The 12,622-nt window shown below is 71.8% G+C and carries 12 protein-coding genes; 3 read left to right on the top strand and 9 right to left on the bottom strand.

All coding sequences use genetic code 11. The features are described 5' to 3' along the window. The first annotated feature begins 116 nt into the window (after window positions 1–116). On the top strand, window positions 117–497 hold the full coding sequence (locus tag AC1DU4_RS04400; protein ID WP_477837856.1) for a phage holin family protein: 381 nt from the start codon (window positions 117–119) through the stop codon (window positions 495–497). A gap of 198 nt (window positions 498–695) precedes the next feature. Here the strand turns inward: AC1DU4_RS04400 and AC1DU4_RS04395 are convergent, their stop codons facing one another. Next, window positions 696–2,381, bottom strand: coding sequence for an outer membrane protein assembly factor BamB family protein (locus AC1DU4_RS04395; RefSeq protein ID WP_477837855.1), 1,686 nt, complete (start codon window positions 2,379–2,381; stop codon window positions 696–698). A 168-nt stretch (window positions 2,382–2,549) separates the two neighbouring features. Beyond that, window positions 2,550–3,419 carry a 1,4-dihydroxy-2-naphthoate polyprenyltransferase gene (locus AC1DU4_RS04390; RefSeq protein WP_477837854.1) on the bottom strand — a complete coding sequence of 290 codons (870 nt, stop codon included), beginning with the start codon at window positions 3,417–3,419 and terminating at the stop codon, window positions 2,550–2,552. A 92-nt stretch (window positions 3,420–3,511) separates the two neighbouring features. On the opposite strand from AC1DU4_RS04390, the gene AC1DU4_RS04385 reads away from it, so the two are divergent. Beyond that, window positions 3,512–5,560: an AfsR/SARP family transcriptional regulator gene (locus AC1DU4_RS04385; RefSeq protein ID WP_477837853.1), complete on the top strand. Its 2,049-nt coding sequence runs from the start codon at window positions 3,512–3,514 to the stop codon at window positions 5,558–5,560. After that, entirely contained in the window at window positions 5,530–6,852 is a 1,323-nt protein-coding gene (locus AC1DU4_RS04380; RefSeq protein ID WP_477837852.1) for a hypothetical protein, read from the top strand. Before AC1DU4_RS04385 ends, AC1DU4_RS04380 begins: the two co-directional genes overlap by 31 nt. Window positions 6,853–6,907: 55 nt before the next feature. Here AC1DU4_RS04380 and AC1DU4_RS04375 read toward each other — a convergent pair whose 3' ends face one another. From AC1DU4_RS04375 to AC1DU4_RS04345, 7 genes are all read right to left on the bottom strand, one after another. Further along, on the bottom strand, window positions 6,908–7,747 hold the full coding sequence (locus AC1DU4_RS04375) for an ABC transporter permease (protein WP_477837851.1): 840 nt from the start codon (window positions 7,745–7,747) through the stop codon (window positions 6,908–6,910). After that, window positions 7,744–8,739, bottom strand: a complete 996-nt coding sequence (locus tag AC1DU4_RS04370; protein ID WP_477837850.1) for an ATP-binding cassette domain-containing protein — start codon at window positions 8,737–8,739, stop codon at window positions 7,744–7,746. Before AC1DU4_RS04370 ends, AC1DU4_RS04375 begins: the two co-directional genes overlap by 4 nt. A gap of 113 nt (window positions 8,740–8,852) precedes the next feature. After that, the gene (menE, locus tag AC1DU4_RS04365; protein WP_477837951.1) at window positions 8,853–10,004 is read right to left on the bottom strand and encodes an o-succinylbenzoate--CoA ligase; all 1,152 of its coding nucleotides are present in this window, start codon (window positions 10,002–10,004) and stop codon (window positions 8,853–8,855) included. A 66-nt stretch (window positions 10,005–10,070) separates the two neighbouring features. Then, on the bottom strand, window positions 10,071–11,444 hold the full coding sequence (locus AC1DU4_RS04360) for an NAD(P)/FAD-dependent oxidoreductase (protein WP_477837849.1): 1,374 nt from the start codon (window positions 11,442–11,444) through the stop codon (window positions 10,071–10,073). Between the two features lie 149 nt (window positions 11,445–11,593). Further along, entirely contained in the window at window positions 11,594–11,899 is a 306-nt protein-coding gene (locus tag AC1DU4_RS04355; RefSeq protein WP_072842674.1) for a DUF3349 domain-containing protein, read from the bottom strand. Further along, a complete protein-coding gene (locus tag AC1DU4_RS04350; RefSeq protein ID WP_072842675.1) occupies window positions 11,896–12,315 on the bottom strand; it encodes a DUF3349 domain-containing protein in 420 nt (139 codons plus the stop codon). Before AC1DU4_RS04350 ends, AC1DU4_RS04355 begins: the two co-directional genes overlap by 4 nt. A gap of 34 nt (window positions 12,316–12,349) precedes the next feature. Then, window positions 12,350–12,622, bottom strand: a complete 273-nt coding sequence (locus AC1DU4_RS04345; RefSeq protein WP_072842676.1) for a hypothetical protein — start codon at window positions 12,620–12,622, stop codon at window positions 12,350–12,352.

The following is a 12,622-nucleotide window of genomic DNA, read 5'->3' as shown; positions in this document are numbered from 1 at the left end:
AGTGGTGGCGAGACGGTGAACATCGGTAGGACAACAGCTCGGTGGCGACTGTGATCTGGGACGGGCGGTGACTCTGCACACCGGGGATACGTCGACGGCGGATTAGCATCCTGGGCATGAGCTTTCTGATACGTCTGGTGATCAACGCTGTCGCGATCTGGCTGGCCGCGCAGTGGGTGAACGGCATCGACATCGCCACCCCGTCGGGTGACTACTCGGGGCTGTGGGTGGTGCTGTTCATCGCGCTGGTGTTCACCGTCGTCAACGCCTTCGTCAAGCCGTTGGTGCAGTTGCTGTCGCTGCCGCTGCTGATCCTCACCCTCGGCCTGTTCACGCTGGTGATCAACGCGCTGATGCTGATGCTGACCTCGTGGATCACCGAGTCCACCGACTGGGGCATCTCCGTCGAGGGATTCTGGACGGCGGTGTGGGGTGCCCTGATCATCTCCGTCGTGAACTTCGTGCTCACCGCGGTGTTCCCGTCCGCGAAACGCTGACCGGACCGGCGACGACCCACCGGTAGGACAGGTCGCCAACCACCCGGAGGCCGCCGTGCACGCGCGAGGAGCAATTGCCGTCGCGTACGCCGGGGTGGCGCCGTTCGTCTGCTCGGCGCTGTGACATCAGATCGGTCCTGACCGTCCGTGTGCCGGTGCACACGGACGGTCAGCCGCACTCGATGTCGGGGTGGACGGTCAGCTGCCGAAGATACTGCCGATGTCCGCACTGCCGGACGACCCACTCGACCCCGACGAGCCACTGGATCCGGACGACCCGGCCCCGGGGGCGCCGACGGGAAGGAAGGCCTCGACACCGCCGCGGAGCGGGGGCATCTTGTGCCCCTCGGGCAACCGCGGATCGATTGCCGCACGGGCGGGTTCGATCGACGAGGTTCCGATCGCGCCGTACCCGACGACGACGAGGCCGTTCATCGTGTTCGGGACCGTGAACCCGTCGCTCTCACCGGCCTGTGGTGCGAGAACCTTCTCCATCGTGCCGTTCGCCGGGTTGATCTTCACGAGCCGGAAGTCCGTTGCCACGAACGGAGCGGCGCCGGGGCCGAGCGGGACGCTGTAGCCGAGCGATATCGGTGCGAGCAGCCCGTTGTCCGTGATGGTCGGCGRTCCGCCGACGATCCAGGCGGGCTCCCCGAGCGTCGGGCTGGTCGGCAGCGTCTCCTTCGCGAGCGCAGAGTAGTCGCCACTCCACAGTTGCCGGCACTGCCCGTCGTACGACGTCAGGCTCTTGCCCTGGTCGCCGAGCAGGTAGATGTGCCCGTCCGGGGCGGCGGTCGGCGAGCCCCCGTTGCTGCCCGCGTCGGCGGTGCAACGGACCGCTCCGTCGTTGCTCTCGACCGCGTAGAGGATTCCGGCGTTGTCGGTCACGTAGACGGCGCTACCGTCCGCGGAGATGGTCGGACTCGAACCGCTGCCCGAACCGACGGGTGCGCTGAAGGCGAGCGTGAACCCGCCCGGCGCACCGTTCGCGCCGGGGGCATAGTCGATTCCGTAGACGTACCCCTGCGTCATGTCCGATGCGACGGCAAAGATCCGGCCGGTCTTGTCGGACACCGACGGCGTGTTGCCCTGTGGCATGGTGCCGCCCCAGAACAGTTCCCAGGCCGGGGCCCTGAGTTCGGGATCGAGCAGTCCGCCGCCGAGAAGAGTGGGGGGCTGGGGCTGGTTTGCCGCCGGCGCAGCGGTGGCCGGCAACTGGGTCACGGGTGCCCGCAATGCTCCGGTCTCGGGGTCGACCACCACCACCTTGTTCCAGGTCGTGATGCCCATGACGGAGCCGTCAGCGAGGAACTGGGCGGTGACCAGCGGCCGGAACGGGGTTGCCCGGCCGGGTTCCTGCCACGGGGAACCGGGGACCGCGTCGGGCAACGCGATCGTCCACTTCACCTGGCCGTCCGGGTGGAACGCCCAAAGTTGGTTGCAGTCACTGACGTACAGGTCGCCGTTGCGGGCTACCAGCGGACTCTGCAGGACGGCGCAGCTGTCGAAGTCGTCGGCGTTCTGCCATGCGGGGGACTGCCACCGCAACGTGCCATCGGGTGCGTACGCATAGAGGTTCGACCGGCCGGGGCCGAGTCCGGTGGTGACATACGTGGTCCCGTCCGGGCCGACCACCGGGGCCGTGAGCACCGACGCATCGGCCAGTCCGGACCAGGCGGACGTGTACTCGTCGCCCGGTGAGACGGGGACTGCCTTGCGGTTTCCGGCGTCGCCGTGCAGGGTCGCCCAGCCGGTCTGCGCGTAGTACGAGTCGATTCCGGGCGGGTCCGCGGCCGCGTGCGGCGCGCCTGCTCCGACAGCCACAAGTGTGGCGAAGGCGAGGGCCGCGGCGCACTTGCGGGTGATCCGTGTCGGTGTCGGCAAGGGAGCCTCCGTAGGGTTAGTCGTTACAGCCTGTATCGACAGCTGTGGAGGCAGAATGTAACGGCCGTCACAGGCGTGCCGCAAGGGATCCTCCGTTGGCGCTCGAACTGGTCTCGGACGATCAGATCGAAACGGAGGGCAGGCGGCTTGTCCTGGCCGGCTGACGGACTAGCCCAGCCCGAGCGCCAGCCCGGTGACCGCGCCCCAGACCAGCATGGTCAGCCCGGTGCCGGCCAGTGCCGGGATCAGCGCCATGCCGTGGCCGCCCGACCGGACCGGGGCGTTCGCCTTGGCCGCCAGCGGCAGCGCGAGCAGCCCGACCAGGGCCCAGGGGGTGCGGGCGACCAGCGCCAGCGTCATCACGAACGGCACGGCGAGCAGCACCAGGTGCAGGGTTCGGGTGCGGGCGTCGCCGAGCCGCACCGCGAGGGTGTTCTTGCCGGACTCGGTGTCGGTGGGGATGTCGCGCAGGTTGTTCGCGACCAGCACCGCACTGGAGAACGACCCGACGGCGACGGCCGCGACCAGGCCGGCCCAGTCCACCCGGCCGGCCTGCACGAACTGGGTGCCGCACACCGCGACCAGCCCGAAGAACACGAACACGGCGATCTCGCCGAACCCGCTGTACCCGTATGGGTTCCGGCCGCCGGTGTAGTACCAGGCGCCGAGGATGCAGACCGCGCCCACCAGGATCAGCCACCAGGCCGAGGTCAGTGCCAGCACGACGCCGACCACCGCGGCGACGGCGAAGCAGCCGAAGGCGGCACCCTTCACCGCGGCGGGGGAGGCCACCTTCGAGCCGACCAGGCGCAGCGGACCCACCCGCTCGTCGTCGGTGCCGCGGATGCCGTCGGAGTAGTCGTTCGCGAAGTTGACGCCGACGATCAGCGACATCGAGACCACCAATGCCAGCACGGCTTTCCACCACACGGCACCGCCGATCGAGGCGGCCGCGCCGGTCCCCACCAGTACCGGGGCGATCGCATTCGGCAGGGTGCGCGGGCGGGCACCTTCGATCCATTCGGAGACAGAAGCCATGCGTCGATCCTCGCACCCGCTCGTACGGGTCGCGGCACGGACCGTCGATCACCGGGTGCCCGCGCTCCGGCGGGGCACTAGCATGGGCGCCGGTGAATCCGGATACGAGTGTCGCCGCGACCAGGTCGCCCGCAGACATCGAGGTGGCACTGCTGGGCGAGGTCTCGACGCGCCGCGACGGCGGCCTGGTTCCACTGCCGGGAGCGCGGGCCCGCAGCCTGTTGGTGGCGCTGGCCCGTCGGCCCGGCCGCGCCCGGACCGCGCAGGCACTGATCGAGGACGTCTGGGGCGATGACCCGCCGCGCTCGCCGAGCAACGCTCTGCACACCCAGATCTCCCGGCTGCGGGCGGCGTTGCCCGAGGGCGCGATCGAGATGGGTCCCGCCGGCTACCGACTCGAGCTCGCCCGAACCCAGGTCGACCTGACACTGGCCCGGGTGTGGGAACAGCAGGCGCAGCAGCAGCTCGCCGAGGGCGCACCGCGCGAGGCGGTCGACACGGTTCGCCGGGCCGTGGCCCTGTGGCGAGGCGAGCCCGGTGCGGACCTGCCCGACGGCGACCTGGCGCGCGACCTCGGCGCGGAGGCCGCCGCGCGGTCGACCGCGCTGGCGGCGGTCGAGCTGGCCGCGCTCGTGGCCGCGGGGGAACTGGACGAGGCGCTGCCGCTGGCGCGCGAGCGAGCCGAACGCGCCCCGCTGGACGAGAACGCGCACGAGCAGCTGATGACCGTGCTCTACCGGCTCGGCCGCACCGGCGACGCGCTGGACGTGTTCGCCGGTCTGCGCGGCCGGCTGGTGGACCGGCTCGGCGCCGACCCGTCTCCGCGGCTCGTCGAGCTGAACCGGGCCGTGCTCACCGGCGGGCTGGGGGCAGCGGTCCGGGTGCGGCCAGGCCCCGACGCGCCCGGCGCCGGCGGCGCGAGGCCGGTTCCGAACTCCGTCGGGTTGCGGGCCGCGCCGAACCTGCTGCTCGGCCGCGACGCAGACCTGGCCGCGATCGAGGACCTGATGGAGGTCGCGCGGGTGGTCACCGTCCTCGGGCCGGGCGGGACGGGCAAGACCCGGGTCGCGCACGCACTCGGTTCACGTGCCGCGGAGCGGATTCCGGTCGCACTGATCGAGCTGGCCTCGCTGCGCAGCGGCGAGGACCTGGTCGCGGCGATCAGCGGCACGCTCGGGCTCAGCGAGGTGGAGGTCACGCCGGGTGCCGGACTGACGCGGGCCCGGCTGCACGGTGCCCGCGACCGGCTTCGCGACGCGCTGTCGGCGCGGCCGTCGTTGCTGATCCTCGACAACTGCGAGCACCTGGTCGACGACGTCGCGGACGTGGTGGCCGACCTGGTGTCGGCGAGCGAGCACCTGACCGTGCTGGCCACCAGCCGGGCGCCGATGGCGATCACGGCGGAGTCGGTGTACCCGTTGCCGCCGTTGACGATCGACGAGTCCGGATCGCCCGCCACCGAACTCTTCCGTACCCGCGCGCAGGCGGTCCGGCCGTCGGTACGGCTCGACCCGGTCGAGGTGGCCCAGCTGTGCCGGACCCTGGACGGGCTGCCCCTGGCCATCGAGCTCGCGGCGGCCCGGGTGCGCACGATGAGCGTGCCCGAGATCAACGCCCGGCTCGTCGACCGGTTCGCGCTGCTGCGTTCCGGCGACCGGACCTCGCCCGAACGCCATCGCACGCTGCACGCGGTGATCGAGTGGAGCTGGAACCTGCTCGAACCCGACCAGCGGGCGGCGCTGCGCCGGTTGTGCCGGTTCCCGGCGGGTTTCACCCTCGACGGGGCCGCCGCCGTGGCGCAGTGGGGCGAGGTGGCCGACCTCGCCGCGGCCCTCGAGGGCCTGGTGAACCAGTCGATGCTGTCCGTGGTCGAGGGCCCCGACTCGCCCGGGCTGCGCTACCACATGCTCGAGACGGTCCGTGAGTTCGGCGACGAGCAACTGACGCGGGCGGGGGAGGCGGACCAGGTGGCGGCACGCACCTCGGCCTGGGCTGAGGAGTTCTGCCTCGCCGCGGTGCGCGAGTTCCTCAGCGGAGCACAGGTTTCCGCCTCGCCTCGCATCGAGTCGAGGCCGAGCACGACAACCTGCTCGCGGCGCTGCGGCACGCGTTGTCCGTCGGCGACGGGCGGACGGCCCTGACGGTGTTCCCGGTGCTCGGCGCGCTGTGGTCCTCGCGGGGTGCGCACTCGGAGGTGATCGCGTTGGCGCCGCGGATCCTCGACATCGACCCGCGGGCCTACGGCCCAGAGGACGTGCCGGGGAACCTCCTCGTGCTGACCTACCTGATGGCGGGGGCCCATATGGCATTCGGCGGGGTCAGCAGGCAGCTGGCGGTGGCGCGGTTCATGCTGCGCCGGGTCCTCGCGACGCGCACGGACATCGACCCGGCGCTGCGGCTGGACGGTTCGTTGATGGTGATGCCGCCGTCGGGAAAGGGGATGGCGCGCAGGCTTGCTCACGCGGTGCGGTCACCGGATCCGTCGACCCGGAGCGCGGCCTTCATGGCTCGGGCAAACCTGCGGGAGAACAACGGCGACCTGTACGGGTCGCAGGCGGACGGCCTGGCCGCGCTGGAGCTCGCGCGGGCCGAGGGCGACGTCTGGGGCCTGGCGATGGTGTGCCAGCACCTCGGCAGCCTGGCCGGTCAGTCCGCGCGCTACGGGGAGGCGGTCGGCTACTACCGACAGGCCGCCGAGATCCTCTGGGACCTGCATGCATTCGAGGAGAGCACCACGCTGCGCAGCTACATCGGGGCCGCCCTGGTCGGCGCGGGACGAGTGGAGGAGGCCCGTCGCGAACTCGACGGCGCGCAGCCGCCGGGCGCCTCGTCCGGTACGGGAGCGGCGTCCGGTGGAGCCCCGGCGTCCGGTGGGGCCGCGGCGCCCGGTGACCACCAGAGCGCATCCTCGATCGCCGCCGCGTTTGCCGAGGCGGACCTCGCCGACGGCGCGGTCGACGCCGGCCTGCGTGGGTACCGCCGTGCCCTCGACCTGGCGGGGTGGCCGGCGACGACGGGGAGCCCCGATCCGTTCACCTTCATGGTGGCCGCCGCCGCGGTCGCCGCGCACGTGCTCGCCGGCCGGGCCGCGGAGATCTCGGAGTTGGTCGACCTGTGCGCGCGCCTGGTGGCGCAGCGCCTCGGACCCGACGGCTATCCCGACCTGCCGCAGACCGGTGGGGTCGCGTGCGCGGTGGGCAGCTTCGACATCGCGACCGGACGGGACCCGGAGGCGGGGCTGAGGTTGCTCGTCCTGTCCGCCAGAGTCGCTGCCCGTCAGGACTTCCCGTCCATGCAACAGGTGCGGCACCTGGACGCGGCGCGCACGGTCCTCGGCGCGGAGCGGGTCGACGCGGAACTGGCCGCCGTCGCCCGGCGGGCGCGCCACGGCGCGCGCGCCAAGATCCTGGAGCTGCTGACCGCCCGCGGCTGACCGTGCGGAACGCCGGCGGTGGCCGGTGCCCACCCGGGCACCGGCCGCCGTGTTGCTAGGTCTTGCGCATGTACATCCGCACGGTCAGCGGGGCCATCACCGCGACGACGGCCGCGGCGCCGAGCAGTGCCCACACCACGTGGATGCCGGCATGCCCGTCGTTGACCAGTTCCCGGACGGCGGTCACCACGTGCGAGACCGGGTTGACATTCACGAACGCCTGCATCCAGCCGGGCATGGTGTCGGCAGGTACGAAAGCGTTGGACATGAACGTCAGCGGGAACAGGACGAGCATCGAGATGCCCTGCACCGAGGAGGCCTTGCTCATCAGCACGCCCATCAGGGCGAAGATCCAGCTGATCGAGAACGCGCACACCATCACCAGCAGACCGGCCGCGACCACTCCGGCCACGCCGCCACCCGGCCGGTAGCCCATCGCGATTCCCACCACGAATGTGATCGTGGTGGCGATGCCGTAGCGGACGACGTCGGCGAGCAGCGCCCCCGCGAGCGGCGAGATGCGGGCGATGGGAAGGGATTTGAATCTGTCGAAGACGCCCTTGTCCATGTCCTCACGCAGCTGGGTGCCGGTGACGATGGAGGCGGTGATGACGGTCTGCACGAGGATTCCGGGGATGATGATCGGCAGGTACGAGGCCACGTCACCGGAGATCGCGCCGCCGAAGATGTAGGTGAACATCACCGTGAAGATCACCGGCTGGATGACCACGTCGAAGAGCTGCTCGGGGTTGTGCTTCACCTTGAGCAGGCCGCGGTAGGCCATGGTCAGCGAGTTCGCGACGGACTGGCCGAGGCTGATCGACCGAGCCGTGGGCGGTGCCGGGGGACGGGTGTCGGTGCGCCCGGTGCCGGGTGCGAGGGTGGTGGTGGTCATGCGACGCTCCGTTCGGTGTCGGACTCCGCTGCGGGGTCGACCTGGTCCGCGCCGTGTCCGGTGATGGTGAGGAAGACCTCGTCGAGGCTCGGCTTGCTGACGGTGATCTCGTCGACCGCGATGCCGTGCTCGCGCAACCGGATCAGCAGTTCGGGGGTGACGGAGGGATCGGTCAGCGGGGCGGTGAGCCGGCCCGCCTCGGGGGTGACGGCGACCTCGACCCCGAGCGACTCGGCCAGCAGCACCCGGGTCTGTTCGGTGTGGGCCCGGTCGACCACCTTGAGCTGCAGCGAGGACACGCCGACCGAGGCCTTGAGCTCGTCGGCGGTACCGTCCGCGATCACCTCGCCGCGGTCGATCACCGCGATCCGGTCGGCCAACTGGTCGGCCTCGTCGAGGTACTGGGTGGTCAGCAGGACCGTCGAACCCTCGGCGACGAGACGGCGGATGGTCTCCCACATCTGGGCGCGGGTGCGCGGGTCCAGCCCGGTGGTCGGCTCGTCGAGGAACAGCAGCGGCGGGTGTGCGATCAGGCTGGCCGCCAGGTCCAGTCGCCTGCGCATGCCGCCGGAGAAGTACTTGAGCGCCTTGGTCGCGGCCTCGGCGAGGTCGAACTCCTCGAGCAGTTCCGCCGACTTGCGGCGGGCATCGGCGCGGGAGAGCCCGAGCAGTCGGGAGAAGATCATCAGGTTCTCGGTGGCGGTGAGGTCCTCGTCCACCGAGGCGTACTGGCCGGTGACGCCGACCAGCGAGCGGACTGCGTTGGGCTCGCGGACCACGTCGTGGCCGAAGATGCGGGCCTCGCCCGCGTCGGGGCGCAGCAGGGTGGCGAGCATGCGGATCGTGGTGGTCTTGCCGGCGCCGTTCGGCCCGAGCACGCCGTAGACGGCGCCGGTGGGGACGGTGAGGCTGACGCCGTCGACCGCGGTGTGGTCGCCGAATCGCTTGACCAGCCCCACCGCCTCGATGGCGGGGGGAGCGGAGAGGTTCATGGGTGTCCTTACGTCGAAGGGTTCCTTCGGTGTTGGGACCACTGTGCGGGGCGGGCCTTGCGCGGCACTTGCGTCGCGCATGCGGCCGCCGTCGCCGGGGGAGAGCTCTCCGTTCAGGGCGCGGCGGGACCGCCGAACCGGGCGACGAGCCCCCGCCGGTCCACCTTGCCCGGTCCCCGCAGCGGCAGGACGTCGACCAGGTGCACCTCGCGCGGGGCGGCGGTGACGTCCAGCGTGGTCTCGACGTGGGCGCGCAACTGCGCGAGCGTCGGCTCGGTGCCGGCGACCGGTACCACCACCGCCGCAACCCGTTGGCCCAGACGCGAATCCGGCAGGCCGATCACCACGCACTCGGCGACCGCGGGATGGCTGGCCAGCGCGGCCTCGACCACCTGCGGGACCACCGTCAGGCCGCCGGTGGAGATGGCGTCGTCGAGTCGTCCGGTCACGGTCAGCACGCCGTCGGTCAGCGTGCCCGCGTCGTCGGTGCGGAACCAGCCCGGCTCGGCGAAGGCCGGGTGATCCGGCAGGCCGCGGTAGCCCGACGCCAGCGTCGGGCCGCCGAGCAGAACCCGGCCGTTCTCGACGCGCACCCGCACCCCGTCGAGGGCGACGCCGTCGTACACGCAGCCGCCGCAGGTCTCGCTCATCCCGTAGGTGCGCACCACGGTGATGCCCGCGGCCTCCGCCCGGGCCCGGACGGGAGCCGGGGTGGCGGCGCCGCCGAGCAGCACGGCGTCCAGTTCGGCCAGCGCCGCGCAGGCCTCGGGTACCTCGAGCGCCTTGATCAGTTGGGTGGGCACCAGCGAGGTGTACCGCCTGGGCCCGGCCATCCGCGCGACCGCGGCAGGCAGTGCGGCCGGGTCGAAACCCCCTGTCACGTCCATGATCACGGGCTCGGTGCCGGCCAGCACGGACCGGGCGAGCACCTGCATCCCGGCGATGTGGTGCGCGGGCAGCGCCAGCAGCCACCCGCCCCAGCCGCCGATCCGCGCATGGGTGGCCTCACCGCTGGCCCGCAGTGCGGCCGCGCTCAGCAGGGCGCCCTTGGGGACGCCGGTGGATCCGGAGGTGGCCACGACCAGCGCGATCGATTCGTCGACCGGTTCGCCGGGGCGCAGGCTCTCGGTCAGGCGCGCACGCTCGAGGGCGTCGTCGGCCGGTACCGGCAGCAGCGCGGGGCCGACGCCGTCGAGCGCCCGGGCCAGCCGGGGCAGCACCTCGGCGGCCCGGGAGCCGGACGGGACGGGCAGGGTCTGCAGCATCGAACTCACCGGCTCAATGCTGCCAGAGCGGGGTCGCGAGAGCGGGGGTGGTGCGCGGCGCCGCGGTCAGGCCCGGAGCCGGTCCGGCACCGGGACCGGGACGTCACGGGTTCGGGTCGACGGACGGTTCTCCCGGAGCACCCGCGCCAGTATCTGCGGCCGCAGCAACGACGTGGGCCGCTCGAGCAGGTTGACGACCCGCAGGAACGCGGCGCCGACCTCGGGATCGGCCGCGGCCGCCCGGTGCACGCGGGCCGTGTACGCGTTGGCCATCCGCGTTCGCCGGGTGCGAGTGCCCGCGACCGTAGGGATGCGCAGATCGGTGTCGCAGGACGTCTGCCAGGCATCGTCGAGCAGCGGGGCCGCCGCCCGCAGGAACGACCTGACCGGCCGCGTCCCGCTCGTCTCGAGACTCTCGCGCAGCATGAGCGACTCGGCCGCCGCGACACTCATGCCCTGGCCGTAGACGGGATCGAAGCAGCAGATCGTGTCGCCGAACGGAACGTAGTGCGCGGGCAGCCTCGCGGCGTCGAAGTGGCGGCGCACCGCGGTGGGGATGCGATAGCGGACCGGGTCGTCGAGAGGTTCGGCACTGGCGATCAGAGCGCCGAAGTCGGGAGCGGAGAGCGACGCGGCGAACTCGGCGAATCCGGCCGGGTCCAGCGGCGGTTCGTCGGCGCCGTACCCGGCGAGGGTCACGATCCAGCCGTCGTCCTCCTGCGCGATGATCGCGCCACCTCGCGGCGCCTCGGGTGTCGCGCCGACGCCGATTCCGAGATCGCCGCCGAGGTCGGTGCGCCGGCGCCGGTAGTGGCGGGTGGCGTACGCGAGCTCGATCGTGAGACTGTCCTGGTCCGGTCTCGGGTACCCGAGCGACTCGAGCCAGGCCTGGGTCTGTGAGCTGCGCCCGGAGGAATCGACGAGGAGGTCGCAGTCGACGACGTCGTCGACGGTCCGGCCGGCGGTGCGGCTCACCTTCAGTCCGGTGACGGTCCGGCGCCTCGGGTCGGTGGTGACACCGAGCGCAGCGCACCGGTCGGCGATCGTGACCCCGGGCAGCGCCCGCACCCGGTTGCGCAGCTGCCACTCGACGAGCGGCCGGCTCCCGCAGACACCCGGGATGCCGGAGCGGCCCGCAGCCAGCCGGTGCCCGCTCAGCGTCCACCGGAAGTTGGCGAGAACATCCCCGGTGACGGCGCCGCACTGGGCCAGCTCGCCGATGAACCCGGGGAACAGCTCCTCCATCACGGCCCCGCCCCGGGCGAGCAGCGCATGCGCATGGCGGCCCTGCGGCACACACCGCCGGGCGGTCGGCTCGGTGACGGGCTGGTCCCGCTCGACGACGGTCACCCTGGCGTAGAAATCGCTGAGCACCCGGGCCGCCAGCAACCCGCCCACACCGGCGCCGATCACCACGGCATGCTCATTGCGGACAGTCATGACGACTCCTCTGCAGACCCGACGAGATTGGATGACTCCAGTCTCGGCGGGCTCCGCAGGACCGACGCGAGTAGTCGACCACTTGCTTCGGTCGCGGGACTACTCGGATGCCGAAGGGGCCGACGGCGGTGCGGGGACACGTTGGCCTGTCAGGACGGGATCGAGGGGTCCTCGTGCGGCCAGCCGCCCGTCGTCAGGTGCTCGCTGACTCTGGCGATGTCGGACTCGAGCGGCATCTCGTCGGTGAGCCGGGTGATCAGCACGCCGATCTCGACGCGGTCGATCGGCGCCTGACCCTGCTCGATGAGCGCATCCGTCACCGCGACCACCTCCTCGTCCGAGAGCCGGCGGCACAGCAGCGCGATCAGCGGGACGTAGTCCTGTTCCGGAACCCCGTTCGGGTAGCCCTTCCGCAGCCACCCGATGATCGAGGTGAGGAACTGCGGCCGATTCACGGACCGGCGTCCGGGGCGGCGGCATCCGTTTCCGCGGCCGCGTCCGCGACGGACGTCTCGTCGGGGCCGAATCCGGTGGCCAGGCGATGCTCGTCGGCCAGCGGCCAGCCCGCCGCGGCCAGAACCCGGCCGACCCGGATGACGTCGACCTCGGAGGGGACGGTCCGGGTCAGGTCGGCGATGTGGGAGGCGATCTCCGCCTCGGTGATGTGGGCGGCGGCCGCGTCCGGGTCGGCCAACTCGGCGCGTGCCTCCGCCAGTTCGACGGCGACCTCGCCGATCTGTTCGGCGGTCAGCTTGCGGGCCAGCAGCGCCACCAGCGGGATGCGGTCCTTGGGCGGGATGCCATGCGGGTAGCCGGCGCGAAGCCACTTGACCACAGACATGGGGAAGGTCGGCTTGACCGGGGTACTCACGGGAGGACTTCCTCTCGACTCGCGGTGATCGGCGTCAGAACAGCTCGATACCGAAGGTGTGATTCAGGAAATCGGACATCACGAACAGGATGCCGACGACGATCGCGATCACGATGATTGCAAAACATGCCACAGCCCCGGCCACCGCGAGCGGGCGGCGGGTCACGGTGCCGTCCGCGGCGACGTCGGAACCGGCGGCCAGGGAGCGCAGACCGAGGGCGAACAGGGCGGGCAGACCGGCGCCGAGCAGCAGCCCGACCAGGATGACCTGCCACAGGGAGTTGGCGGTGGTGACGAGGAGATCCAT

Source organism: Rhodococcus sp. P4_F5, assembly GCF_056401315.1.
This window is presented reverse-complemented; position numbering and strand designations above follow the sequence as displayed.

Bases quoted from the DNA above. Each gene is read 5' to 3' on its own strand.
- AC1DU4_RS04400 (WP_477837856.1), top strand. From the start codon at position 117: ATGAGCTTTCTGATACGTCTGGTGATCAACGCTGTCGCGATCTGGCTG.
- AC1DU4_RS04390 (WP_477837854.1), bottom strand. From the start codon at position 3,419: ATGGCTTCTGTCTCCGAATGGATCGAAGGTGCCCGCCCGCGCACCCTG.
- AC1DU4_RS04375 (WP_477837851.1), bottom strand. From the start codon at position 7,747: ATGACCACCACCACCCTCGCACCCGGCACCGGGCGCACCGACACCCGT.
- AC1DU4_RS04370 (WP_477837850.1), bottom strand. From the start codon at position 8,739: ATGAACCTCTCCGCTCCCCCCGCCATCGAGGCGGTGGGGCTGGTCAAG.
- menE (WP_477837951.1), bottom strand. From the start codon at position 10,004: ATGCTGCAGACCCTGCCCGTCCCGTCCGGCTCCCGGGCCGCCGAGGTG.
- AC1DU4_RS04360 (WP_477837849.1), bottom strand. From the start codon at position 11,444: ATGACTGTCCGCAATGAGCATGCCGTGGTGATCGGCGCCGGTGTGGGC.
- AC1DU4_RS04345 (WP_072842676.1), bottom strand. From the start codon at position 12,622: ATGGATCTCCTCGTCACCACCGCCAACTCCCTGTGGCAGGTCATCCTG.